Genomic DNA, 23,314 nt, shown 5'->3' on the forward strand with positions numbered 1-23,314 from the left:
GAGTGACCTCCATGCTGCGACGAACCTTCCTCGGCGGTGCCGCCGCCGCGGCCGCCGCCCCCTTCCTGCCGGCCCGCCCGGCCCTGGCCCAGGGCGGCCGGGCGAGCGTCCTGCGCTTCGTGCCACAATCCGACCTGACCATCGTCGATCCGGTGACGACCACCGCCTACGTCACCCGCAACCACGCGCTCATGGTGTTCGACCAGCTCTACGGCCTCGACGCGCAGTTCACGCCGCAGCCGCAGATGGTGGAGGGGCACACGGTCGAGGATGACGGTCGGCGCTGGATTTTCCGGCTGCGCGAAGGACTGAAGTTCCACGACGGCGAGCCGGTGCGGGGCCCTGACTGCATCGCGTCGATCCGGCGCTGGGCGCAGCGCGACAGCCTCGGGCAGGCCCTGATGGCCCGCACCGACGCCCTGGAGGCCCCGGACGACCGGACCTTCGTCATTCGCCTGAAGCGCCCCTATGGGCTGATGCTCGAGACCCTGGCGAAGCTCGGTCCACCGGTGCTCGTCATCATGCCCGAGCGTCTCGCCGCCACCGACCCGGCCCAGCAGATACCCGAGCTGATCGGCTCCGGGCCGTTCCGGTTTAACACCAAGGAGCGGCTGGTCGGCGCCCGCGTGGTCTACGACCGCAACCCGGATTACCGGCCCCGCGACGACGGTCCGGTGTCCTGGGTGGCGGGGCCGAAGCGGGTCCATTTCGAGCGGGTCGAGTGGCAGGTCATGCCGGATCCCGGAACCGCGGCCGCTGCCCTCCAGAACGGCGAGGTCGACTGGTGGGAGAACCCGATCAGCGATCTCGTGCCGACGCTCCAGGCCAGCCCGCAGATCGCCACGCAGCTCGCCTCGCCGCTCGGAAATCTCGGCACCGGCGTCATGAACCACCTCTATCCGCCCTTCGACAAGCCCGCGGTCCGTCGCGTGGTCCTCGAGGCACTGTCGCAGGCGGACTTCATGGCGGCGGCGGCCGGTGACGATCCCAAGTTGTGGCGCAAGGATGTCGGCCTGTTCACGCCGGGGACCGCCATGGCCACCGATGCCGGGCTCGACGTGCTCACCCGGCCGCGCGATCTCGCCAAGGCCAAGCGCGACCTCGTGGCCGCCGGCTACACGGGCGAGCGCGTCGTGCTCATGTCGACGAGCGAGAATCCCGTGCTCAGCGCCCTCGGCGAGATCATGCACGACCTGCTCCAGCGGCTCGGGATGAACGTGCAATACGTCGTGTCCGACTGGGGCACGCTGGTCACGCGCCGCGCCAGCAAGGCGCCCCCGGACCAGGGCGGCTGGAACATCTTCAACACGACCTGGACCGGCCTCGACATGGCCAACCCGGTCGTGGAGCAGGTCCTGCGCTGCGGAGGCCCCAAGGGCTTCTTCGGCTGGCCGGACCTGCCCGAGCTGGAGAGCCTGCGCGAGGCCTGGATCGAGGCGCCGGATCAGGCGGCGCGGAAGACGATCGCGGCCCGGATGCAGACGCTGGCGATGCGCGACGTGCCGTACCTGCCGACCGGCCAGTATTTCTACCGGACAGCCTTCCGGCGCGATCTCCGGGATGTGGTCGACGGCCAGTTCGTCTTCTGGAACGCCCGCCGCGTCTGACGGGCGGCGCGCCCCGGCCGCCCGTCGCCGCTCCGGCGACGGGCCGTTGCCACGGGGAGTGCGCTTGAGCCTCAGTGCGCGAAGACGGCGGCCAGATCCCGGAAGCCCTTGATCTCGATGGGATTGCCGCTCGGGTCGAAGAAGAACATCGTGCGCTGCTCGCCGGGCTCCCCGGCGAAGCGGACGACCGGCGGGATGTCGAAGGCGATGCCGGCCGCCTCGATGCGGCCGGCGAGTGCCTCCCAGGCCTCGAGCGGCAGCACGACGCCCAGATGCGGCATCATCACGGTGTGATTGCCGACCTTCCCGCTCCGGGTGGTGGTGAAGGGCTCGCCCAGATGCAGCGAGAGCTGATGGCCGAAGAAGTCGAAATCGACCCAGGTCTCGGTGCTGCGGCCCTCCTGGCAGCCGAGGACGCCGCCGTAGAAGCGGCGGGCCGCGTCGAGATCGGTGACGTGGTAGGCGAGATGGAACGGCGTGAGCATCGACGGTCTCTTGCTTCGCAGGGGAGGGGGTGGCGCTGTCAGGGCGCCGGATCCGGGGCGCGCGCCGAGACGACGCCGCCGACGAGGTTGCAGGACAGCAGGAACGCGCTGTCGAGAGCGTCGCCGCCGGCCGGCACCAGCGCCGCCAGCCGCGCGTCCAGGCTGCGCCGCGCCGCGCGGGCGATGGCCTGGGCCTCCGCGACGGCGACGGCCGCGAACCGGATCGTCTCGCCCGGCCGCACCTGCGCGAGGCGACCGAGATCCGCCGAGATCACCGTGGCGATCTTCGGGTAGCCGCCGGTGGTGTGCCGGTCGGCGAGCAGGATCAGCGGCCGCCCGTGGCCGGGTACCTGGATGGAGCCGTTCACGATCCCGTCCGAGACGATGTTGAAGCCGTCCGCGTGGGCGATCGGCGGCCCGTCGAGGTGGCAGCCCATCCGGTCCGCCCGCGCCGTGAGGGTGTAGGGTTCGGACAGGAAGGTCCGCAGGCCCTCATCGGTGAAGCCGTCGGCCTGCGGCCCGAGCACCACACGGATCGGACCGCCGAAGGTCGGCCGGTGGGCCGGCGGCAGGGTCAGCGGGCGGTCGCGGGGCGCGGGCGCCGCGAGGGGCAGCAGGTCGCCCGCGGCCAGGGGGTTGCCGTCGAGGCCGCCGAGACGGGTGCGGGTGTGCGTCGCGACGCTGCCGAGCATCGGCGCGACGGCGAAGCCCCCGGCGACCGCCAGGCAGGCGCGCAGGCCCTCCCGCGGGGCGCCGAGGATGAGTCGATCCCCCCGCCGCAGGTCGTGAGCGGTGAACGGATCGAGGGCGCGGCCGTTCAGGCTCATCGCGAAGGGTGCCCCGGCGAGGGCGACGCGGCAGACCTCCGTCTCGCAGACGAGGGTCGGACCGACCATCGCCATTTCTATTACCGCGGCGTCGAGCGGGTTGCCGACGAGGCCGTTGGCGAGCGCCAGAAGGTCTGGATCCATCGCCCCGGACCCCGAGATGCCGTAGCGCAGGTAGCCCGGCCGCCCGCCATCCTGCAGGGTCGCGGAAACACCGGGGGCGATGACGTGCAGTCCCTCAGGCATCGATCCGCTCCAGGGTCGCGACGGTCTCGCCGGCGCGGGCGGCCTCGCTGAGGGCGTCGAACGCGGCGCGGTCGATCGGCTCGAACCGGATCAGGTCGCCGGCCGCGAACAGGAACGGTTCGGCCCGGGCCGGATCGTAGGAGCGCGCGGGCGTGCGGCCGATGAGCTGCCAGCCGCTCGGCAGCTCCAGGGGCGGGGAGACGCCGGTCTGGTTGCCGCCGATCGAGACGCTGCCCGCCGGGGTCCTGGGCCGCGGATCGGTGCGCCGGCTCGCGTGGAGCCGGGGATCGAGGCCGCCCAGATAGGCGAAGCCGGGGGCGAACCCGATCATGTAGACGCGGTAGTCGCGGCCGGCATGGAGGGCGATCACCGCCTCCGGGGTGAGCCCGGCCCCGGCGGCGAGGTCGGCGAGGTCGGCGCCGTGCGCGCCGCCGTAATGGACCGGCACCCGCCAGCGGCGCAGCGATCCCGTCGCCCCGTCCGGGGGCGGCCAGTGCGCGGCGATCAGCGCCGCGAGATCGGCCCGGGGTAGCAGGTCCGGATCGTAGAGGACGAGGAGCGAGCAGTAGGTCGGCACGGTCTCCAGGAGCCCCGGGCGCCCGGCACCGCGGAGCGCCGTGTCGAGGGCGATGACCTGCGCGTTGATCGCGGGGTCGACCGCGCGGCCGAGCTCCACCGTGAGCGCCCGGTCGCCGCTATCGAGGAGGCGGTAGCCGGGCTCAGACACCGAGCACCTCGGCCATCGGCCGCAGGGCGATCCCCTTGGCGGCGCAGTCGTCGCGCAGGCGGTGCGCCATGGCGACGGCGCCGGGCGTGTCGCCGTGGACGCAGACCGTGTCGATCCGCGTCGGGATGCGCCGCCCGGACAGGCAGATGATCGCCCCGTCCTCTAGCATCCGCGCCACGCGCTCCGACACGGAATCGGGATCGTGCAGCACCGCGCCCGGGAGCTTGCGCGACACCAGGGTGCCGTCATCCGCGTATGCCCGGTCGGCGTAGATCTCCCGCGCGATCGGCAGCCCGAGCTTCTCGCCGGCTTTCTCGGTCTCCAGGCCGGGCATGACCACGAAGATCAGGTCGCGGTCGAGGGTGCGGATCGCCCGGGCCACCGCCAGGGCGAGGTCGGCATCCTCGTTGGCCATGTTGCCCATCGCCCCGTGGGTCTTCACGTGGCGCACCGGGCAGCCGGCATCCTGCGCCAGGGCCAGGAGGGCGCCGACTTGGTAAAGGACCGCCTTCTCGATGTCGGCCGGGCGCTCGCCCTGAATCGGCCGCCGGCCGAAGCCCCAGAGGTCGAGGAAGCTCGGATGGGCGCCGGCCTGCACGCCGTTCGCGGCCGCGCGGCTCAGGGTCTCGTGCATCACCAGAGGGTCGCCGGCGTGGAAGCCGCAGGCGATGTTGGCCGAGGTCGCCACGGTCAGCATCTCGGCGTCGTCGCCCAAGCGGTAGACGCCGAAGCCCTCGCCCATGTCGCAGTTCAGATCGACGATCATCGGTGCATCCTTTCTTGCGCGCGGGGTTCAGGCTTCCGCGACGAGGTGGGCCACCAGGGTCGCGGCCGCGCAGAGATCCTCGATCCGCATCGCCTCGTCGGGGTTGTGGCTGCCGTTCTGGTTGCGGATGAAGATCATCGTGCTCGGCACGCCCTGGCCGGCCAGCGTCGCGGTGTCGTGCCCGGCCCCGCTGGCCATCGTGCGGAACGGCATCCCGAGCCGGCGCGCGTGGCCCGACAGGGCCTCGACGAGTGCCGCGCTCATCCGCGCCGGGGTGCTGCCGGTGCGCTCGCCGAGGACGAAGCGCACGCCGCGGGCGGCCTCGATGGCGGCGACGCGCTCGGCGAGCGCCGCCTCGACCCGGTCCAGCACGGCCGGCTCGGTGCTGCGCACGTCGAGGCAGAAGCGGACCTCGCCGGGGATCTTGGCGAAGGCGTGCTGGACCGGGTCGGTGGCGACCTCGCCCAGCGTGATCGTGGCCGGGCAGCCCTCCGCCTCCAGCGTTCCCCAGAGGGCATCCAGGCCGGTGATCAGGTCGGCGAGGGCGAAGACGGCGTCGCTGCGCTCGCTCCGCGCCACGGCGCCGGAATGGCCGTAGCGGCCGAAACAGGCGGCCTTGCGATAGCGGAAGCTGCCGCTGATCGCCGTGACGAACCCCACCGGGCTCCCGGCCGCCTCCAGCGCCGGTCCCTGCTCGATATGCATCTCCACGAAGCCGTGGATCCGCGCCGGATCGAGGAGCCGCTCGCCCCGCGCCACCGCCTCCGGACGCAGGCCGAGGTCGGCCATGTGGTCCCGCAGGCTCCGGCCGGTATCGGCGCGGGGCAGGTCGAGAACCTCCGGCGGCAGCAGGCCGAAGGCAGCCCGGCTGCCGACATAGGAGGCCGGGAACCAGACGCTCTCCTCGGCCCTGAACACCGCCACCGTCACGGGACGCGCCGGCACGAGGCCCGCCCGGCGCAGGGCCTCCACGGCCGCGAGGCCGCCGATCACGCCCGCCGCCCCGTCGAAATTGCCCCCGTGGGGCACCGTGTCGACGTGCGAGCCGACCATCCAGGGCGCCAGGGTCGGGTCGCGTCCCGCCATCGTCAGGAACAGGTTGCCGCCCGCGTCGGTCTCGGCGGTGAGCCCCAGCGCCAGCCCGGTGGCCCGCATCAGGGCGTGTGCGCGCTCCTCGCCAGCGCCGTAGGCTGCCCGCGTCACGCCGGGTGCGTGCTGGCTGAAGCCGAGGAGCTCGGCGAAGAGCGCCGCGCAGAAATCCGGGTCGATCGCGAGGCCGGTCATGCCGGCTGACCGGTGCGCGCATCGTCCAGCTGCCGTTCCCCGACGTCCGGTTCGGCGCGGATCGCGGGAGCGCGGCCGTTGCCGCCCCGGGATTCTGCGGCCGGAGCCCGCCGCGGCGCCGGACCGACCCGGTCGATCGGCTGAACAATGAGGCACGCGCCAGGCGCGCTCGCGCAGGGAATACCGGGATCCATGGGCTCGATGACCATGTTGGAGGCAGCCATGCTCAAAAATACCGCTTGAATGCCGGCGGTATACCGGCTCTGCTAAGGCATGGTATCGGATTTGGCAACGTAAAACCGCGTCAAAATCGAAATAAAATCCCCAACTTGAGAGTTTTGATGAGTAAATATCTGTTATAATGGCGCAAATAATGCGCAGGTATAAGCAATCATTCGGCGCGTGATCCCATAACATCAGGTTTGACGATGGCTCAGATCGAGACGGCCGCGCCCTTGCTCCTGAAGATCAGGAAGCTGCACAAGAGTTACGGCGCCAACGAGGTCCTGAAGGGCATCTCCCTCGACATCCACGAGGGCGAGGTCGTGTCGATCATCGGCGCGAGCGGCTCGGGCAAGAGCACGTTCCTGCGCTGCCTGAACCTCATGGAGACGCCGACATCCGGCTTCATGGATTTCGAGCGCTTCGCCTTCGACTACGAGCAGGGCGCCCGCCGCCAGCCGACGCCGCAGCAGCTCTGCGAATTGCGCACTCGGATCGGCATGGTCTTTCAGAGCTACAATCTCTGGCCGCACATGACCGTGCTGGAGAACGTCATCGAGGCGCCGATCCGGGTGCGGCGGATGCCGCGCCGTCAGGCCGTCGCGGAGGCGGAGGCGCTGCTCCAGCGCATCGGCCTCTACGAGAAGCGGCACGCCTACCCGTCGAAGCTCTCCGGCGGGCAGCAGCAGCGCGTGGCGATCGTGCGCGCCCTGGCGATGGCGCCCAAGGTGATGCTGTTCGACGAGGTCACCTCGGCCCTCGATCCGGAGCTGGTGGGCGAGGTGCTGGCGCTTATCAGCTCCCTCGCGGCGGACGGAATGACGATGCTGCTCGTCACCCACGAGATGGCCTTCGCCCGGGATGTCGGCACCCGCACCCTGTTCTTCGACGGCGGCGTGATCGCCGAGGACGGTCCGCCCGACGAAATCATCGGCGCGCCGCGGAGCGAGCGGCTGCGCCAGTTCCTCCGGCGCGTGCTGCACCAGCCCGCCGCGCTCGGACAGACAGCGTGAGCCGCCGGCCCATCACCGGGGAGATCGGACAGCGATGAGCGTCGCGACGTTGCAGGAATGGTGGCTCACCCTCTCGGACGAGGTCGTCACCTACGGCCCCGGCTTCCTCTCGGCGACCCTGGTGGTGCTCGGCGTCACGGTGGCGAGCATCCTGGTGAGCTGGGTCTGCGGCCTGCTCGGTGCGCTGGGCAAGCGCTCGTCCTTCGCGCCCTTCCGAGCGCTCGCGAGCTTCTACGTCTGGTTCATTCGCGGCACGCCGACCCTGATCCAGGTCTTCATCGTGTATTTCGGCATGCCGCAGATAGGGGTGAAGCTTTCGCCGATCACGGCCGGCATCATCGCGCTGGGGGTCAGCAGCGGCGCCTACGTGGCCGAGACGATCCGGGCCGGGCTCGCGGCTATCCCCCGGGGTCAGGTCGAGTCGGCGCTCGCCCTGGGCATGAACCCGCGGATCATGATGGTGCGGATCGTCCTGCCGCAGGTGTTCCGCATGATCCTGCCGTCGCTGACCAACGAGGCGATCTCGGCGGTCAAGAACACCTCGCTCCTGTCGACGATCACGGTCGTGGAGCTGACGCTCTACGCGCAGCTCATGATTGCCACGACCTTCCGGCCGTTCGACTTCTACATCGCGGCGGCGCTGATCTACCTCGGCCTCACGTCGATCCTGTCGCAGCTCTCGGCCTATTTCGAGCGGCGCTACGCCCGCCTCTCCTGAGCCTCCCCCGCCGCGGGACGGGCCGCGGCCGACACTTCCCGCCCCGTCTCGAGACCGGAGATCACCATGAACCGTCGCCACGTCCTCGCCCTCGCCGCCCTCTGCGCGGGACTTCTCGCCGCCCCCGTGACCCGCGCGGCCGAAGGCAAGCTGGAGCTGATTGAGCCCGGCAAGCTGATCGTGGCGACGGACAGCACCTTCGCGCCGTTCAGCATGCGCACCCCGAGCGGCGAGCTCGACGGGCTGGAAGTCCGGGTGATGCGCGAAGTCTGCCGCCGGCTCGGGCTCGCGTACAGTCCGGTCAACATCAAGTTCGACGCCCTGCTGGTGGGCCTGATGGCCGATCAGTACGACATCACCAGCGAATCGATGGACATCACTCCCACCCGGCAGAAGCAGGTCGCTTTCGCGGACGGCTGGCTCGAATCCGGCGCGCGGATCGTCACCCGCAAGGATACCGGCATCAAGGGGCCGGAGGATCTCAAGGGCCGCAATGTCGGCGCGCTCTCGGCCTCGACCTTCGGCAAGCTCGCCGAGGAGCACGGCGCCACCCTAAAAAGCTACAAGACCGCCGCGGACGCCATGCAGGACCTCGTCGGCGGCAACATCGACGCGGTGATCAACGATGCGGTGGCCGGCAACTACGCCATCAAGGCGCGCAAGCTCCCCCTGGTGATGATCGAGACCCCGCTCAGCACGGTCCAGAAGGGCTTCGCCATCAAGAAGGGCAAGCCGAACCTGCACGCCGCGGTCAACAAGGCCCTGGCCGAGATGGTCGCCGACGGTACCTACGCCAAGCTCATCACGCCGTTGATCGGCTATGACCCGGCCCCGAAGGCGCCGATCCGCACGCCCGCCATGTAGGCGGGCGCGAGGCCGGCGCCGGAGAAGAAGAAAACGGGGAGCAGCCTGGCCGGCTGCTCCGGGAGGACACGATGAAAACCCTCGACGCCGCGTCGTACACGACGGCGCTCAATGCCCGGCGCGAGCAGAGCCTCGGCCAGATGGCCTACGACCGGCTGCTCGACATGCTCGTCCGCCGCGACCTTCCGGCCGGCACCGTGCTGCACGAGCGCCGCCTCGCCGAGATGCTCGACATCTCCCGGACCCCGACCCGCGAGGCGATGTCACGGCTGGAGACCGAGGGGCTGATCGAACGGCAGCCCGGGGGGATGCTCGTGGTCAAGGAATTCTCCCTGCGCGAACTGGTGGAGATCCTGCATGTCCGCCGTCTGCTGGAGCGGGAGAGCGTCATGCTGGCCACCGGCCGGATCGCCGACGCGGTGCTGGCGGATCTGCAGCGGCAGATGGAGGCGCTGCTGACGGCGGGCGACCCGGACGCGCCGGGCAACTGGGAGGTCGACCGGCGCTTCCACGACCTGATCGCGGATCACAGCCACAACGCGATCCTCGCCAAGACGATCAAGGATCTGCGGCTCAAGACGCAGATGTTCAACCTGAGCCGGATGCCTGAGCGGTTCGAGGCGGTCCATCGCGAGCACCTCGCGGTGGTCGCCGCCCTGCGGGCGAAGGACGCGGCGGCGGCGGCGGACGCCATCGCGGCCCATCTCGAGAATTTCAAGCAGGGCATCATCCGTCGCCTGAGCGAAGTCTGAGCGGAGTTTGGGGCGAGGGTGGCGCGATGCACGAATTCACAGGCCTGCGCGGCCGCGAGGCGGCCTTTCCGGAGGCGGAGTTCGCCGCCCGGCAGGCGGCGGCCCGGGCCGCCATCGCGGCGGCCGGCCACGACGCCCTCGTGGTGACCGGCCCGGAGACGATCTTCTGGCTGACCGGCCGCCAGACGGCGGGCTACTTCGCCTTCCAGGCCCTCCTCGTACCGGTGGAGGGGAACCCGGCCCTCCTGGTCCGGCAGCTCGAACTGCCGGGCGCGGCCGCCAACACTTGGCTCGACGACATCCAGGCCTATCCGGACGGCGCCGACCCGGCCGAGGCCCTGGCGGCCCTCGTGCGCGGGCGCGGACTCACCCGGCCGGCCCTGGAGCGGGACGGCTGGTTCGTCTCGCCCTTGCTCGCGGGGCGGATCGATGCCGCGCTCGGAAGTGGGCCGCTGCCCGACGGCTCCGGCCTCCTCGCCCCCTTGCGGGCGGTGAAGTCGGCGGCTGAGCTGGAGGCGATTCGGGCCGCCGCCCGATACGCGCAGGCCGGGCTCGCCGCAGGACTCGACGCCTGCGCGGTTGGCACTGACGAGAATGCCGTCGCCGCCGCCATGCTGGGGGCCGCGATCGCAGCCGGGTCCGAAGCCGTGGCGATGGAGCCCCTGGTCGCGTCGGGCCCGCGCAGCGGGCTGCCGCACATGACGTGGCGGCGCCGCAGGCTGGAGCCGGGCGACGCCGTCTTCCTGGAACTCGCCGGCAGTCACGCCCGGTACCACGCAGCGCTGATGCGCACCGTCTGGATCGGTCCGCCGCCGGCCGAGGCGTTGCGGATGATGGATTGCGCCCTGCGCGCCCTCGACGCGGCGCTCGCGGCGATCCGCCCCGGCCATCCCTGCGCCGCCCCGCACGCGGCGGCACAGGCCATCATCGATGCGGCGGGCTACGGCCCGGCCTTCCGCAAGCGGATCGGCTACTCCATGGGTGTCGCCTTCGCCCCGGACTGGGGGGAGGGCGGCCTGCTCTCGCTCTTCACCGGACAGGACCGGCCCATCGAGCCCGGCATGGTTTTCCACCTGCCGGCGACCCTGCGCTCTTACGGCGCCTGGACGGTCGGCGCCTCGGAGACCGTGATCGTCACCGCCAAAGGGGTCGAGCCCCTGTCCGACCTCCCCCGCACCCTGTCGCTGCGGTGAGGCTCACCCCATCATCGCTTTCTGTAGGGGCATAACGTGAGGTCGGACCGTCTGCAGCGTCAGCGACCGAACTGACCCTGATCCAGCATGGCGTAGGCTGGCCGAACGTGTAACGGCCGCTTCGGAGAAGACCGGTCGAAAAGGCGGGCAACCTCCTATCAATCCATGCCGGCCGCGCAGACTACCGCGAACAGATCCCGAAATCGGCTGTCCGTCGGCCGTTCCGCAACGTCGACTTGGGGTAGATTGGTACGAAAAGCCCGCGTGTTATACTTTCACAGTGATGCGACTGACCGCCAAGTGAGGCGGGAATGAAAGCAGATGATCGAGTTATCGCAACGCGAATAGAGCCCCTGTTGTCGCCTCGACAGGCCGCCTTTGCGTCACCCCGACTTGACGCTTCGCATGACGGCACTCGGCAGACGCCCCTCATCCCGATCTGCTCATGCAATCTCTGCATATCGGGTTTGAGGTATGTGGCATACCAGACAAGGCGTGCAGTGCGATATCGCTTCTTGCGCACCGCACAACAGGACGCCGCCGATGACCTTGCTCGCCGCTCTCGCTTTCCTCCCCGTTGCCGCCATCGCCAACTTCGCAGTCGTGGTCGCGCTCGCCAATCACTTCGACGGCGACAAGCCGGCCGCGGGCTTCACCGGCCCGGTCCCGACCCTGGCCTGAGCCATGACGGGCCGCGTCACGCGGCCTCGCTTGAGGATGTCCCGGAGTTCGGTTCGGCCGGCAGGTGAGGCTCCGGGATTCATTCGCCCGCCTGCGTGACCACCTCAGCGAATGCCCGGGGCGTCAACGGACGAGAGGCTGCCCGTGCACGGAAGCCGCCTCGATCCTGGCCGTTCGCGTTTGTCCCCGACGAAGCACCGTTGGTCTCCACAGGAGGCGCGGAGACGCCGTCCGCTTCAGGGCATGTCTGTCCCGGAAGTGGTGTGACGGACATCTCACTCCGCAGACGCCGGAAGGCCCTCCAGACGCATCGGGAGCGGACCGATCGACCGTCGGAGGCACTGGGCTGGTTCGCTGCCGCACGCGAAGAGGCCGATCCTGCTTGCGCTGTGTCTGTCATTCGGCAAGCACGAAGGCGAGCCCGAGGATCGCCACAAGCACCGCTCCGCCCGCGAGTTCCTCACGCGGCTCTTCTGCAAAACGCGGCGACCGGCTTGCGCTGGCAACGCCCGCTCCGACGAGTCCGATGATCAGGAAGCCGAGGCCGAGCAGGTCGGTGGTCTGAACGGACGGTAGCATGGGTCGATCCTCCGTCAGAGATGTCCCTTATTCTTCTGGCCACGCCCAATGTGCTTCGACGTGGGCGATCAAACCAAGTGCATGATCGCGAACGAGGACCGCAGCCTGATCGGCGTCGCGTTCCTGCAGCGCGGTGATGATGGCGGCATGCTCGCGCATCGAGACTTCATACCGCCCCGACCGATGGAGGAAGGCCGATCGAACCGCCCGCATGTGGATGAACAGGTTGGTCGTCATCTCGACCATCAATCCACAGCCGCCGAGACGGATGATCATCTGGTGAAAATCGAGGTTGGCTTCCTCATAAGCGGTCAAATGAACAGGCAATGCCGAGGGATCGAAATCCTGGAAGACTTTGCTCAGGTCGCGGAGATCGGCGTCCGTGGCGTGCGTGGCGGCGGCATGAGCTGCCGAGCCCTCCAGCGCGGCCCAGACCCTGATCATCTCGATGACTTCGCGCTTGGTCTTGCGCGTCACGAAGAGTCCGCGGCGTGGCACCGTGCTTACGAAGCCCTCCCGTTCCAGAAGCGTTAGGGCTTCTCGGACTGGCGTTCGGCTGATGCCGAGATCTTGCGCAATCTGGTGTTCGTTCAGCCGGATCTGTGCCGATCCGTCGTAGATATCCATCGCGAGGATCGATCGCTTGATGCGGTCGTAGGCCTGCTCACGCAGGCTCACAGTCTGTCCGATCGAGATTAGACCCAAAGAGGTCTCAGGTGGCTGCAGCACAGTCGAGCTCCGAGAGCGCCGAAAAATCGATCTTGGCATCAAATCCGAGGAACGCGCCGGAGCGCACCTGGGAGGCCGCTTCAAAATGGGGGACCTGGAAAGCGGTGCCTGAAGCGATGGTGGCTGGAGGCCCGAGTGTTCCGGGCTGTCTGCGACGCGCATGCGTCCCGGAGATGCGATAGCATGCGGATGCCGCAACTTGGCCGGTCAGCACGACCCCGGCTCCGGAATTCCGGAGCCGGGGCCTTGAGGCTTTCGCCGGGCCTCGGCGTGGCCGAGCCCGACGTTCAGGCGTGAGCCAGCGCCAGCTTGGGAGCCGCCGCGTCGTTGTTTGCCTTGTGGTGCTGCTTGAGCATCGGCCGCAGCACCGCGATCGCCAGCAAGGCGGCGATCAGGTCCATGCTCGCCACCGTATACAGGACCGTGGCCCAGGTGCCGGTCGCCTGCATGATCAGGTTGCCCACCGGCACGAACAGCGCCGCGAAGCCTTTGGCGCAGTAGAGCACGCCGTAGATTTTGCCGATGTGCTTGGAGCCGAACGTGTCGGCAGCGGTGGCGCTGAACAGCGAGTAGACCTCGCCCCAGGCCAGGAACACCACCCCGGACAGGATGACGAAGGCCCACGGATTGGAACCGAAATAGCCCAGTGCCACGATGCCGATACCCTCCATCGCGAACGCGATGAACATGGTCTTCTCCCGTCCGATCCGGTCCGAGATGAAGCCGAAGAGCGGGCGCGAGATGCCGTTCATGATCCGGTCGAGCATCAGCGCAAAGGGCAGCGCCGCCATGGCAAAGAAGTACAGGTTGACCTGGAAGTTCTTCACCCCGAGATCCTGCGCGATCACGCCGAGCTGGGCCACCGCCATCAGGCCGCCCGTCACCGTGCAGGTGAACATCAGCAGCATCACATAGAAGACGGGGGTGCGCAGCGCCTCGGCCAGCGTGTAGTCGCGCCGTGACTGCAGAACCTTGGTGGAGAATGGCACTTGGTTCTTGAGTGGCGCGCGCATGGCGATGGCGGCGGCCATGATGATCGCGCCCTGGATCAGACCGAAGATGAAGAAGGCCTGGGCGTAATTGCCGCCGTCGATCATCTTGGCGATCGGCAGAATGGTGAGTGCGGAGCCGGCGCCGTAGCCGCCCGCCGTGAGGCCGACCGCCAGGCCGCGCTTGTCGGGGAACCACTTGAGCGCGTTGTTGACGCAGGTGGCGTAGACGCAGCCGACGCCGATGCCGCCGGCCACGGAGCCGAGATAGAAGCCGCTCAAGCTCGTGGCGTAGGAGTTGATGACCCAGGCCAGGCCCGTCATCAGACCGCCGAACATGACGACGCGGCTGGGACCGTACTTGTCGATGAAGTACCCCTCGATCGGTGTCAGCCAGGTCTGGACGACGACGAAGATCGTGAAGGCGACCTGGATCGCGGCGCGGTCCCAGTTGAAGGTCTTTTGAATCTCGGGGACGAACAGCGTCCACGCATACTGGATGTTGGCCGCTGCAACCATGCAGATCACGCCAAGCACAATTTGTAGCCATCGATTGGTATTGGGCGTTGCCGTACCCGGCACGGCATCTGGCATGGCCATGAGCTTCCTCCCTCGTCCCTGCGCTGACATTCGGCGACGTGCTGTAGTATTGGCGTGCACGTCGGCGGGTTGCTTGCCCGTGCCGGAACCATCTCGCGGGTTCCGAGATTGACTTGGCGGCATGCATTATTCTGTGTGCCAGGATCATATGGCAAGCGAAATAATTCATTTTTTGTTGTAGAAAGCGCGGGATGAAAAGTCGGTTCTGCGCGTGCATCCCGATCGGCGGTGGCGGCTCGTCAGCGTGACACGCGAAGGTCGACGCCGCGTCCTCGTGGCTCTCCGGCAGAGCGAACCCAGTCCGGATCCCGAACAGGCTGTTCGGCCCGCCGCGCGCCGTCGCCGTAATGCGCTCCGAATGGGCGACTCCGCGGCCCGCGACCATCCAGTCCAATGCGCTCGGACGGATGACTCGATCGGCCCCGGGGCGGGTCCGGCGATGGACGTCGCCGCGGCAGAGGCCGGTCACGGTGGTGAGAGCGATCTGCGGATGCGGCCAGACATCGATACCCTGGCCCGTCAGACGTGCGGCGGGGCCGGCTTGGTGGAAGACACTGCATGGCGGGACCGTGCGGCGATCCGGTGCCGGCACGGCGCGTCGAATCTCGAAGCCGCCGCGATCCCTTGCACGGAGACTGATGAGCGTCTCGGTCGCGTCGACGCCCACCCCATTGTGGCAACGCGGTTCCAGAGCTTGCTCCCGCTCATGGCGTCATACTCTCGGTCTGGTTCGGCCGCCCACGATCGTTGCCAAAGGCCTGTGAACAAGCGCGATCCCCCTTCGGGCCACTCAGACCCGACAGGCCCCGGTCAAGGGGCCACATAGCGCGGCTTCCCGCCATGCGGTCTTGTCGAACACCACGGTGGTGAGGAACCAAGCATGGCACATGTTCTCGTCATAGGCGCTAGCAAGGGCATCGGCCTGGAGACCACAAAGGCGGCTCTGGCGGCCGGGCACCGTGTTCGCGCCTTCGCGCGGTCCGCAGCCGGCATCGGTCTGTCGGATCCGAGCTTGGAACGGTTTACGGGCGACGCGGTGAATGCGGCCGATGTCGCCGCCGCCCTCGATGGCGTGGATGTCGTGGTGCAGGCGCTGGGCGTACCGACCAGGGATCTCATCAGGCCCGTCCGCTTGTTCTCTGAAGCGACCAACCTTCTCGTGCCCGCAATGGAGACCGCCGGGGTGAAACGGCTGATCGCCGTCACCGGTTTCGGTGCGGGCGACAGCCGGGATGCGATCGGACTTCTCCAGCAACTGCCATTCCGTTTGGTGTTCGGACGCGCCTACGACGACAAGGACGCGCAGGAGATGCGCATCCGCAGGAGCAGCCTCGATTGGACGCTCGTCAGGCCCGGCGTCCTGACGCCCGGCGCCGCGACAGGCCGCTACAAGGTCCTGACCGAGCCCGCGTCCTGGCGAAACGGCCTGATCTCTCGAGCCGACGTGGCAGGGTACATCGTCGCCCAGATCGACCATCCGTCCCACGAGCGGAAAGCCGTCGTCCTGGTCCGGTAGGCCGGAGGTCGCAGACTTACCCGCTCCGCATCGTCGGAGCCGGGTCGCCCTCGACATGAGGGCATCTCTGCCCATGACGCACCCAAGGGATTGCTCCCGATGCCAAATCCCATTCGATCCGCCGTCCGCGCTGTCCTCGAAGGCGGCGTCGAACTGGTGGCTGCCTACAACCGGGCGCGGCTGCCAAAGACTCCGAACCCCTTCGTGATCGGCATCCACGAGCCGATGCGGGAGGAACTGACGCTGCAGGATCTCGCCGTGATCGGCTCGATACCGACCCAGCTCGACGGTCGGTACCTCAAGATGGGCGCGAACCCCGTGCGGCCCGCGTCGGGCGGTCACAACTGGTTTCTCGGCGACGGCATGGTGCACGGTCTCGCCATCAAGGATGGCAAAGCCTTGTGGTACCGCAATCGGTGGATCGGCTCGCGCACGGCCGCCGCCGCCCTCGGTCGGCCCGCCGCACCCGGCCCGCGTCGGGGCGCAAACGACACCGTCAACACCAACGTCGTCGATATCGGGGGCCGCGCCTTCGCGGTCGTCGAAGCAGGCAGCTTCCCTGTCGAACTCTCCGACACCCTGGAGACGCAACGCTACAATCCGTTCGAGGGCACGCTCGCTGGATCCTTCACCGGTCATCCGCACCGCGATCCGATCACCGGCGAGACCCACGCGATCGCCTATGACGGGCGTGTCTGGGACGCCATCCGCCACGTCGTCGTCTCGGCGACCGGCAAGGTGGTCCGCGACGTACCGATCGCGGTCCAGCACGGTCCCTGCGTCCACGACTGCGCGATCACGGCACGCTTCGTGATCGTGCTTGACCTTCCCGTCACCTTCTCGATGCGGGCCGTGCTCGCCGGCCACCGCTTCCCGTTTCGCTGGAACAGCGCTCACCGCGCCCGGGTCGGGCTGCTTCCTCGTCACGGGCGCGCCACCGACATCGTGTGGTGCGACGTCGAGCCGTCCTTCGTCTTCCATGCCGTCAACGCCTTCGACGGTGAGGATGGGCGCGTGATCCTCGACGTGATCGCCTATCCGACGATGTTCGCCTCGGAGGGCGGCGAACTCGACACGCTGGGTCGGCTTGAGCGCTGGACCCTGGACCCCACGACGCAACGCGTCGAGCGTCGCGTGATCGACCAGGCCGCGCAGGAGTTTCCCCGCATCGACGAGCGCCGCTTCGGACAGAGATATCGGTATGCCTACACGGTGTCCGTACCCGCAGACGGCAATCCGCAGCTTGCCGGCGCGACGACGCTCTACAAGCATGATCTTGAGACGGGTGAGCGCCGCGTGCACCCGTTCGGCGAGCATCACGTCCCGGGCGAGTTCGTGTTCGTGCCTGCAAGCGAAGGTGCTGGTGAGGACGAAGGCTGGCTGATGGGCTTCGTGATCGACACGGCGCATGAAACGACGGACTTTGCGATCCTCGATGCTCGCTCGTTCGAGGCGCCCCCCATGGCGATTGTCCGGCTCGGGCACCGGATCCCGCCAGGTTTCCACGGAAACTGGTTTCCGATGCCCTGAGCCGGACAGGCCGCACACAGGCAAGGCTTGCAGGTCCGACCGACGGCGCGAGCCGGCGTCCATGTCCCCCGACGAGACAGTGCCGACGACAACCGAGGGACCCCGGCCGCTTCAGGGTCCGAAGGACTTTGCCTCACAAAACCGAAAGGGGCGCATTCTGGATGCGAATATGCTGGCCACGCGAAGACCAGACGTTGGCCTCTGCCGATCCCCCCGGCATAAACCGTATGACGCGCGCCAGCGGGTGCCGCGCCTAGGCTGGGATACGCGTGCCGTCCCAGGCGAAGACGCCTCCGGTATCCTTCACTTCGAGGTCGCCGAGCACGCGCAGGAGATGAGCCGCACTCTCATCGGGCTGAAAGACACCCTCGGCACTCGGGTCGGGCCGGAAGGGCCGCGACAGGTTGGAGGCGACTGTGCCCGGATGCAGGCCGACGACGATTGCGTCCGGTCGGCTGCGGGCCACCTCGATCGAGAGGGTCCGTAGGATCTGGTTCAAAGCCGCCTTCGAGGCGCGATAGGCGTACCAGCCCCCGAGCCGATTATCTTCGATGGATCCGACCCGCGCCGACAACGCCGCGAACACGCACCGTCCCTCCCGCGCCAGCGACGGCACGAAATGCTTGGCGACGAGCGCAGGGCCGATCGTGTTGATTGAAAGGACGGCGGCCATGGCGGCGGGATCGAGCGCCTTGAGCGCCTTCTCGGGCAAGACGCCCTCCTGATGGAGGATGCCGGTCGCGACGATGATCAGACCGGCTGATCCGGCCTCACCGACCTTGGCCGCGGCCGTCGCGATCGATGCCTCGTCGCCCAGATCGATCGGGTGGGTGCGGACGCCACGCGGGACTGACGGCTGCGAGCGGGAGAGCGCGAAGATCGGCGCATAGGCCTCACTCGCGGCGAGTCGGGAGACCAGGGCTTGGCCGATGCCGCCGGAAGCGCCGATCACGACTGCGCTTGTCGAGGTCGATGAGGTCAAAGCGATGCCTCCCGGACAGGCGCAGGGGATTGGCCTGTCTTCCGGAAGATCAGGCTCAGATTGTTGGCCGGCATCGCGACGCGCTCGATAAGGTGTAGCCCCTGCGCCCCGGCGGCGGCCGCGACGGCCTCGATGTCACGCACACCCCAGGACGCGTTCCTCGCTCGCAGGCTGTCATCGAACGCTGTGTTGCTCGGCGCGGTGTGGGCACCATTCTCTCGGAACGGACCGTAGAGATAGAGAACGCCCCCCGCCGGAAGCGTTGCGCCCGCGCCCGCCATCAACCCGGTGGTGGCGTCCCAGGGCGCGATATGGATCATGTTGATCGCGACGAGCGCATCGGCCCGCGCCACCGGCCATGGCGGACGGGCCGCATCGATCGCGAGCGGCGAACGAATGTTGGCCAGGCCCGAGGCCCGCGCATGGGCGCCGATGCTGCGGCGCGCCGCTTCGTCTGCATCGCTGGGCTGCCAATCGAGCGCGGGCATCGCATTGGCGAAGTGAACGGCGTGCTCACCAGACCCGCTTGCGATCTCGAGAACGAGGCCGTCGGGCGGCATGACGCGCTTCAGGACTTCGACGATGGGTCCGGCGTTGCGCGCCACGGCCGGCGAAAACAGAGCGTCTGACATGGAGCGCCTTTAGCGCCTTTCCGTAAGGGCCGCACGGCTTACCCGCACGGCGCGCCCGTTCTCCGCCGATCACGCGCGGCACTCGAAACCGCTATCGTAACACGAGGCAGCCTGCGGGATCGGGCCGAGATCCGAACGGCGGTTTTTGGGCGCCCCAGCGGGCTAGACAGACGTCCCATATCGGCCTGTGCCGCCCCTGAACGGGCCGTCGAAAGGGGCTCTTTCGATCGGGGCTGAAGCGAAGAGTATCCGGAGATCCGGTATCTCGGCCTACGGGTGCGGACCGTGGCGCGCAGGCTCAGGGAAACTTCCATCAGATCTAGCCGGATGGGACAGTGCGCTTCCGAGCCGAAACCGATCCCCTGTCCCATTCGGTCAAGCTGCCGTGCGCAGACTTGATACGTTGCTGCACGCCTTCAGCAGGCATTCTCGTTGGTCCGCGTTGAGGCGCGCGCGATGCCGAGAGCTCCCATCCTCCACCGGTTCGCCATGTCGTCAGATCCCTCGCCGGACATGGTCTTTGTGCCTGGAGGGACGTTCCGGATGGGTTCGGACCGGCACTATCCGGAAGAGGCCCCGGTCCATCGAGTCTGCATAGACGGCTTCTGGATCGACCGCACGCCGGTCACCAATGCCGATTTCCGGACCTTCGTGCGCGCCACCGGCTACGTGACGATGGCCGAGCGCCGGCCCGACCCGAAGGATTACCCCGGCGCGTTGCCGCACATGCTGAAGCCCGGCTCACTCGTGTTCAAGCCGCCCAGGGGCGCGGTCGAACTGCACGATTGGAGCGCGTGGTGGCGCTTTAGATTCGGCGTGCATTGGCGGCGGCCCTACGGGCCGGGCTCCTCGATCGCCGGCCTTGACGATCACCCGGTGGTGCACGTCGCCTACGCCGACGCTGATGCCTACGCAGCCTGGGCCGGCAAGGTCCTTCCGACCGAGGCTGAGTGGGAATACGCCGCGCGCGGCGGTCTCGACGGGGCCGAGTTCGCCTGGGGCGACAAGCTCACGCCGGGCGGCCGGCACATGGCCAATACCTGGCAAGGCGCCTTCCCGCACGAGAATCTCGCCCTGGACGGCTACGAGCGCACCTCGCCGGTGACCGCGTTCCCGCCCAACGGCTACGGCCTGCACGACATGATCGGCAATGTCTGGGAGTGGACGACCGACTGGTACGCGCCAAGGCATGAGGGCGATGCGCCCAAGGCTTGCTGTATCCCGATGAATCCGCGCGGCGGATGCGTGGAAGGCAGCTACGACCCTGGTCAGCCGGAGATCAACATTCCCCGGAAGGTGATCAAGGGCGGTTCACACTTGTGCTCGCCGAACTACTGCCAACGCTACCGTCCGGCGGCGCGACATGCCGAGGCAGTCGACACTTCGACGAGCCATCTTGGCTTTCGTTGCGTCGTCAGATCCGGGCATCGAACGCGATCGGCCTCAGCGGGAGGACTGCGATGATCAAGAAAAGCGAGCCCTCTGAGACAGCGCCGAATATTGATTTGCCGACGCCCCCCGAAGGCGCAACGTTCCGTCCAACCCGCCGTGCCCTGCTCTCCGGAACGGCCGCTCTGGCTGTGACAGGAACCGCTGTCCACGCGCAGCTCCGTGGAAGCCCAGGGGCGCCGAATGCCGTCGAGTTCCCGAACAGCCGTGTGTTGCCGACGCCAACGCCGCAATTCAGCGGCACGATCATGCCGACGGCAAAGGATAGCGTTGCCGCTTGGCCGCCCGCGGTTGCTGCCCCGGAGGGCGCGCCCAATGTACTTCTGATCCTGACCGACGACGTCGGTTTCGGCGCGCCGTCGACCTTCGGCGGCCTCATCCCGACCCCCGCGCTCGACAAGATCGCTGCGGCCGGTCTTCGATACACGGCCTTCCACACCACGGCCCTTTGCTCGCCCACGCGTGCAGCCATGCTCACGGGCCGCAACCATCACTCGGCAGGGACCGGAAATATCTCGGAAATGTCTTCGGGCTTTCCCGGATACAACTCGATTATTCCGCCGGAGAAAGCCACGGTGGCGCAGACGCTGCGTCTGAACGGTTATTCCACAGCCTGGTTCGGAAAGAACCACAATATCCCTGCGTGGGAAGCCAATCCCGTCGGCCCGTTCGGCAATTGGCCTGTCGGCATGGGCTTCGACTATTTCTTCGGGTTCGTCGGCGGCGATACGAGCCAATGGCAGCCGGGCAACCTCTTCCGCAACACAACACCGATCCATCCTTACGTCGGACGGAAGGATTGGAATCTCGGGACCGCGATGGCCGACGATGCCATCAGCCACATCAGGACGCTTGCGGCGGTCACGCCCAACCGTCCCTGGTTCATCCACTACGCGCCAGGCGGCACGCACGCGCCGCACCAGCCGCCGAAAGACTGGATCGAGACGTTCAAGGGCAAGTTCGACGCCGGTTGGGAAACGCTTGCCCGTCAGATCTTCGACAATCAGAAGACGCTGGGCGTGATTCCGGCGAACGCGCAATTGCCGCCGTGGCCGGATTTCCTGAAGCGGTGGGATAGCCTGACGATCGACGAGAAGAGGCTCTTCACGCGGCAGGTGGAGGTCTATGCGGCCTATCTCGCCTACACCGACCACGAGATCGGCCGCGTGATCCAGGCGGTCGAAGATCTCGGACAATTCGACAATACGCTGATCATCTACATCAGCGGCGATAACGGCAGCAGTGCCGAAGGCTCCATGAACGGCACGCCGAATGAGGTCGCCTATTTCAATCTTCAGTCATTCACGGTCGAGCAGCAGTTGCCGCTGATCGAGGCCTGGGGCAGCGACCGCACCTATAATCACATGGCCGTGCCATGGACGTTCGCATTCAATACGCCTTATCGCTGGACCAAACAGGTGGCGTCGCACTTCGGCGGCACACGCAATGGTATGGCAATCTCCTGGCCAAAGCGTATCGCCGACATGGGCGGAATACGAATGCAGTTTCACCACGTGATCGATATCGTGCCAACGCTGCTCGAAGCGATCGGCATTCCACCTCCCACCATGGTGAACGGGATTGCACAAGCGCCGGTGGAAGGCACCAGTGTTGTGTACACCTGGGACAAGCCCAACGCGGATGCGCCGTCCCATCGCAAGACCCAGTATTTCGAAATCTTCGGCAACCGCGCGATCTACCACGACGGATGGGTCGCGTGCACGACACCCATAGCCACGCCGTGGAATCCGGGCGCCCCGGTTCCCGATGATGCGATCAACGGCTACAATTGGGAGCTGTACAATCTCGCGCAGGATCCCACAGAGTTGAACGATCTTGCGAGACAGGAGCCTGAGCGACTGCGTGTCATGCAGGAGCTCTGGCTTGTGGAAGCGACCCGCTATCAAGTGCTCCCTGTAAACAATTCGGTGATCACGGGTATGATCACGCCACGACCGGGCCCGGCCGCCGGCCGCAAGCAATTCATCTATACAGCGCCGGTCTTCGGCATTCAGGCGAATTCGGCGCCCAATATCCTCAATCGCTCATATCGAATTTCGGCCGAAATTGAGGTGCCGCAGGGCGGGGCCAACGGGATGCTGATTACCCAAGGCGGCCGCTTTGCCGGCTGGGGCCTGTACCTGCGCGAGGGCAAGCCTGTGTTTACAATGAACCTGCTGGGCATGGAGCGACCGAAATGGGAAGCCGCGGTCGCGCTGTCGCCCGGTCGGCACACCCTTGTCTTCGACTGGCAGATGGACGCGAACGGCGGCCCGTTCTCGCGAGGCGGGTCGGGTACGCTTTCCGTCGACGGCCAGGAAGTGGCACGGCGTTCCCTGCCGCGTACGCTGCCCTTCACCTTTGCCTGGGATGAAACCCTGGATGTCGGTCTCGATACCGGTACGCCTGTCGATGACTCTGACTATCAGGTTCCGTTCAACTTCACCGGCAAGCTGAATCGGATCATTGTGGATCTCGGGGAGTCGAGCGTGACACCTGAAGCGCTCCGCGATTTTCAATCGCAGGCGCAAAAGCGCGGATGAACGATCTGCAAGCTCTGCCTGCGGCGGCATCAAACGCGCTGCAGGCCTTCTCACAATCTGCCCGCCCTTGAAGAAGCCAATGGTGCGGCCTTGCAGGGCATGAGTCATTCCTCCCTGGAGGCGATCGGCGCAGATATAGGCCGGGCTGCGATCGGCGTTCAGGGACGTTGTCCTTCAGCGCAGTGGCCAGCGATGCACGCTGCTCCCGCGCGGGAAGTCCGTAGGCTGCAGGCGTCCACGCAGCTTTGGCTTGTCGCCGGTCGTGTTCTGGCGCGGTCCGGGAGGCGCCAAGCAGACTGCATGCTTGGAGAACAAGCCGATCTGCACCGCACATCCGCGTTCACCCCATCGGCCGATGACGACGCCCGGTGTCTGACCCC

22 protein-coding genes and 1 pseudogene are annotated in these 23,314 nt (G+C 67.6%); 11 read left to right on the forward strand and 12 right to left on the reverse strand.

Going from position 1 to position 23,314, the window contains the following annotated elements; translation table 11 throughout:
- The first annotated feature begins 11 nt into the window (after positions 1-11).
- On the forward strand, positions 12-1,607 hold the full coding sequence (locus tag A3862_RS15525) for an ABC transporter substrate-binding protein (protein WP_043758622.1): 1,596 nt from the start codon (positions 12-14) through the stop codon (positions 1,605-1,607).
- A 71-nt stretch (positions 1,608-1,678) separates the two neighbouring features.
- Here A3862_RS15525 and A3862_RS15530 read toward each other — a convergent pair whose 3' ends face one another.
- The 6 genes from A3862_RS15530 to A3862_RS15555 are packed head-to-tail and all read right to left on the reverse strand — an operon-like array spanning position 1,679 to position 6,166.
- Positions 1,679-2,092 carry a VOC family protein gene (locus tag A3862_RS15530; protein WP_043357614.1) on the reverse strand — a complete coding sequence of 138 codons (414 nt, stop codon included), beginning with the start codon at positions 2,090-2,092 and terminating at the stop codon, positions 1,679-1,681.
- Positions 2,093-2,130: 38 nt separating this feature from the next.
- Positions 2,131-3,165 carry a biotin-dependent carboxyltransferase family protein gene (locus A3862_RS15535; RefSeq protein ID WP_043758618.1) on the reverse strand — a complete coding sequence of 345 codons (1,035 nt, stop codon included), beginning with the start codon at positions 3,163-3,165 and terminating at the stop codon, positions 2,131-2,133.
- Positions 3,158-3,892, reverse strand: a complete 735-nt coding sequence (gene pxpB / locus A3862_RS15540; RefSeq protein ID WP_111473709.1) for a 5-oxoprolinase subunit PxpB — start codon at positions 3,890-3,892, stop codon at positions 3,158-3,160. The genes A3862_RS15535 and pxpB overlap by 8 nt, the downstream gene beginning before the upstream one ends.
- Entirely contained in the window at positions 3,885-4,658 is a 774-nt protein-coding gene (locus A3862_RS15545; protein ID WP_043758616.1) for a LamB/YcsF family protein, read from the reverse strand. The genes pxpB and A3862_RS15545 overlap by 8 nt, the downstream gene beginning before the upstream one ends.
- A gap of 27 nt (positions 4,659-4,685) precedes the next feature.
- A complete protein-coding gene (locus A3862_RS15550; protein WP_043758615.1) occupies positions 4,686-5,942 on the reverse strand; it encodes a Zn-dependent hydrolase in 1,257 nt (418 codons plus the stop codon).
- Positions 5,939-6,166, reverse strand: coding sequence for a hypothetical protein (locus A3862_RS15555; RefSeq protein WP_043758614.1), 228 nt, complete (start codon positions 6,164-6,166; stop codon positions 5,939-5,941). The genes A3862_RS15550 and A3862_RS15555 overlap by 4 nt, the downstream gene beginning before the upstream one ends.
- Before the next feature lie 204 nt (positions 6,167-6,370).
- On the opposite strand from A3862_RS15555, the gene A3862_RS15560 reads away from it, so the two are divergent.
- The 6 genes from A3862_RS15560 (at position 6,371) to A3862_RS31535 (ending at position 11,385) form a co-directional block, all read left to right on the forward strand.
- On the forward strand, positions 6,371-7,177 hold the full coding sequence (locus tag A3862_RS15560; protein ID WP_111473710.1) for an amino acid ABC transporter ATP-binding protein: 807 nt from the start codon (positions 6,371-6,373) through the stop codon (positions 7,175-7,177).
- A 34-nt stretch (positions 7,178-7,211) separates the two neighbouring features.
- The gene (locus tag A3862_RS15565; protein ID WP_043758610.1) at positions 7,212-7,895 is read left to right on the forward strand and encodes an amino acid ABC transporter permease; all 684 of its coding nucleotides are present in this window, start codon (positions 7,212-7,214) and stop codon (positions 7,893-7,895) included.
- A gap of 66 nt (positions 7,896-7,961) precedes the next feature.
- Positions 7,962-8,759, forward strand: coding sequence for a transporter substrate-binding domain-containing protein (locus A3862_RS15570; RefSeq protein ID WP_111473711.1), 798 nt, complete (start codon positions 7,962-7,964; stop codon positions 8,757-8,759).
- A 71-nt stretch (positions 8,760-8,830) separates the two neighbouring features.
- A complete protein-coding gene (locus A3862_RS15575; protein WP_043347264.1) occupies positions 8,831-9,511 on the forward strand; it encodes a GntR family transcriptional regulator in 681 nt (226 codons plus the stop codon).
- 26 nt (positions 9,512-9,537) lie between these two features.
- Positions 9,538-10,704 (forward strand): M24 family metallopeptidase, encoded by a 1,167-nt coding sequence (locus A3862_RS15580; protein ID WP_043758604.1) that lies wholly within the window; start codon positions 9,538-9,540, stop codon positions 10,702-10,704.
- A gap of 543 nt (positions 10,705-11,247) precedes the next feature.
- Positions 11,248-11,385 carry a hypothetical protein gene (locus tag A3862_RS31535; protein ID WP_164706370.1) on the forward strand — a complete coding sequence of 46 codons (138 nt, stop codon included), beginning with the start codon at positions 11,248-11,250 and terminating at the stop codon, positions 11,383-11,385.
- Between the two features lie 396 nt (positions 11,386-11,781).
- Here A3862_RS31535 and A3862_RS15585 read toward each other — a convergent pair whose 3' ends face one another.
- The 4 genes and pseudogenes from A3862_RS15585 to A3862_RS15600 all read right to left on the reverse strand — a co-directional run.
- Entirely contained in the window at positions 11,782-11,964 is a 183-nt protein-coding gene (locus A3862_RS15585) for a hypothetical protein (protein WP_043347259.1), read from the reverse strand.
- 27 nt (positions 11,965-11,991) lie between these two features.
- A complete protein-coding gene (locus A3862_RS15590) occupies positions 11,992-12,693 on the reverse strand; it encodes a GntR family transcriptional regulator (RefSeq protein WP_052083649.1) in 702 nt (233 codons plus the stop codon).
- 287 nt (positions 12,694-12,980) lie between these two features.
- Positions 12,981-14,201, reverse strand: coding sequence for an oxalate/formate MFS antiporter (oxlT, locus tag A3862_RS15595; protein ID WP_043347292.1), 1,221 nt, complete (start codon positions 14,199-14,201; stop codon positions 12,981-12,983).
- A 292-nt stretch (positions 14,202-14,493) separates the two neighbouring features.
- A pseudogene (locus tag A3862_RS15600) lies at positions 14,494-14,949 on the reverse strand (pirin family protein); the annotation flags it as partial.
- Positions 14,950-15,162: 213 nt separating this feature from the next.
- On the opposite strand from A3862_RS15600, the gene A3862_RS15605 reads away from it, so the two are divergent.
- Together A3862_RS15605 and A3862_RS15610 are read left to right on the forward strand one after the other, a co-directional pair.
- Complete coding sequence (locus A3862_RS15605) at positions 15,163-15,798, forward strand: NAD(P)-dependent oxidoreductase (RefSeq protein ID WP_043758601.1); 636 nt, start codon at positions 15,163-15,165, stop codon at positions 15,796-15,798.
- Between the two features lie 99 nt (positions 15,799-15,897).
- A complete protein-coding gene (locus A3862_RS15610) occupies positions 15,898-17,328 on the forward strand; it encodes an 8'-apo-carotenoid 13,14-cleaving dioxygenase (RefSeq protein WP_111473712.1) in 1,431 nt (476 codons plus the stop codon).
- Between the two features lie 253 nt (positions 17,329-17,581).
- Here the strand turns inward: A3862_RS15610 and A3862_RS15615 are convergent, their stop codons facing one another.
- Positions 17,582-18,280 (reverse strand): SDR family NAD(P)-dependent oxidoreductase, encoded by a 699-nt coding sequence (locus A3862_RS15615; protein WP_236961299.1) that lies wholly within the window; start codon positions 18,278-18,280, stop codon positions 17,582-17,584.
- Positions 18,281-18,306: 26 nt separating this feature from the next.
- Complete coding sequence (locus A3862_RS15620; RefSeq protein ID WP_111473714.1) at positions 18,307-18,942, reverse strand: DUF938 domain-containing protein; 636 nt, start codon at positions 18,940-18,942, stop codon at positions 18,307-18,309.
- A gap of 456 nt (positions 18,943-19,398) precedes the next feature.
- Between A3862_RS15620 and A3862_RS15625 the strand changes: the two genes are divergently transcribed.
- Together A3862_RS15625 and A3862_RS15630 are read left to right on the forward strand one after the other, a co-directional pair.
- Positions 19,399-20,406 carry a formylglycine-generating enzyme family protein gene (locus tag A3862_RS15625; RefSeq protein ID WP_111473715.1) on the forward strand — a complete coding sequence of 336 codons (1,008 nt, stop codon included), beginning with the start codon at positions 19,399-19,401 and terminating at the stop codon, positions 20,404-20,406.
- Positions 20,403-22,934: an arylsulfatase gene (locus A3862_RS15630; RefSeq protein WP_111473716.1), complete on the forward strand. Its 2,532-nt coding sequence runs from the start codon at positions 20,403-20,405 to the stop codon at positions 22,932-22,934. The genes A3862_RS15625 and A3862_RS15630 overlap by 4 nt, the downstream gene beginning before the upstream one ends.
- The last annotated feature ends 380 nt before the right edge of the window (positions 22,935-23,314 follow it).

It is taken from the genome of Methylobacterium sp. XJLW, from assembly GCF_003254375.1.
Taxonomy (GTDB): domain Bacteria; phylum Pseudomonadota; class Alphaproteobacteria; order Rhizobiales; family Beijerinckiaceae; genus Methylobacterium; species Methylobacterium fujisawaense.

Coding starts and splice junctions, on each gene's coding strand:
- A3862_RS15585 (WP_043347259.1), bottom strand. CDS start 11,964: ATGCTACCGTCCGTTCAGACCACCGACCTGCTCGGCCTCGGCTTCCTG.
- A3862_RS15535 (WP_043758618.1), bottom strand. CDS start 3,165: ATGCCTGAGGGACTGCACGTCATCGCCCCCGGTGTTTCCGCGACCCTG.
- A3862_RS15545 (WP_043758616.1), bottom strand. CDS start 4,658: ATGATCGTCGATCTGAACTGCGACATGGGCGAGGGCTTCGGCGTCTAC.
- A3862_RS15550 (WP_043758615.1), bottom strand. CDS start 5,942: ATGACCGGCCTCGCGATCGACCCGGATTTCTGCGCGGCGCTCTTCGCC.
- A3862_RS15620 (WP_111473714.1), bottom strand. CDS start 18,942: ATGTCAGACGCTCTGTTTTCGCCGGCCGTGGCGCGCAACGCCGGACCC.
- A3862_RS15525 (WP_043758622.1), top strand. CDS start 12: ATGCTGCGACGAACCTTCCTCGGCGGTGCCGCCGCCGCGGCCGCCGCC.
- A3862_RS15565 (WP_043758610.1), top strand. CDS start 7,212: ATGAGCGTCGCGACGTTGCAGGAATGGTGGCTCACCCTCTCGGACGAG.
- A3862_RS15570 (WP_111473711.1), top strand. CDS start 7,962: ATGAACCGTCGCCACGTCCTCGCCCTCGCCGCCCTCTGCGCGGGACTT.
- A3862_RS15625 (WP_111473715.1), top strand. CDS start 19,399: ATGCCGAGAGCTCCCATCCTCCACCGGTTCGCCATGTCGTCAGATCCC.
- A3862_RS15605 (WP_043758601.1), top strand. CDS start 15,163: ATGGCACATGTTCTCGTCATAGGCGCTAGCAAGGGCATCGGCCTGGAG.
- A3862_RS15555 (WP_043758614.1), bottom strand. CDS start 6,166: ATGGCTGCCTCCAACATGGTCATCGAGCCCATGGATCCCGGTATTCCC.
- A3862_RS15580 (WP_043758604.1), top strand. CDS start 9,538: ATGCACGAATTCACAGGCCTGCGCGGCCGCGAGGCGGCCTTTCCGGAG.
- A3862_RS15575 (WP_043347264.1), top strand. CDS start 8,831: ATGAAAACCCTCGACGCCGCGTCGTACACGACGGCGCTCAATGCCCGG.
- A3862_RS15610 (WP_111473712.1), top strand. CDS start 15,898: ATGCCAAATCCCATTCGATCCGCCGTCCGCGCTGTCCTCGAAGGCGGC.
- A3862_RS15630 (WP_111473716.1), top strand. CDS start 20,403: ATGATCAAGAAAAGCGAGCCCTCTGAGACAGCGCCGAATATTGATTTG.
- A3862_RS31535 (WP_164706370.1), top strand. CDS start 11,248: ATGACCTTGCTCGCCGCTCTCGCTTTCCTCCCCGTTGCCGCCATCGCC.
- A3862_RS15530 (WP_043357614.1), bottom strand. CDS start 2,092: ATGCTCACGCCGTTCCATCTCGCCTACCACGTCACCGATCTCGACGCG.
- A3862_RS15560 (WP_111473710.1), top strand. CDS start 6,371: ATGGCTCAGATCGAGACGGCCGCGCCCTTGCTCCTGAAGATCAGGAAG.
- oxlT (WP_043347292.1), bottom strand. CDS start 14,201: ATGGTTGCAGCGGCCAACATCCAGTATGCGTGGACGCTGTTCGTCCCC.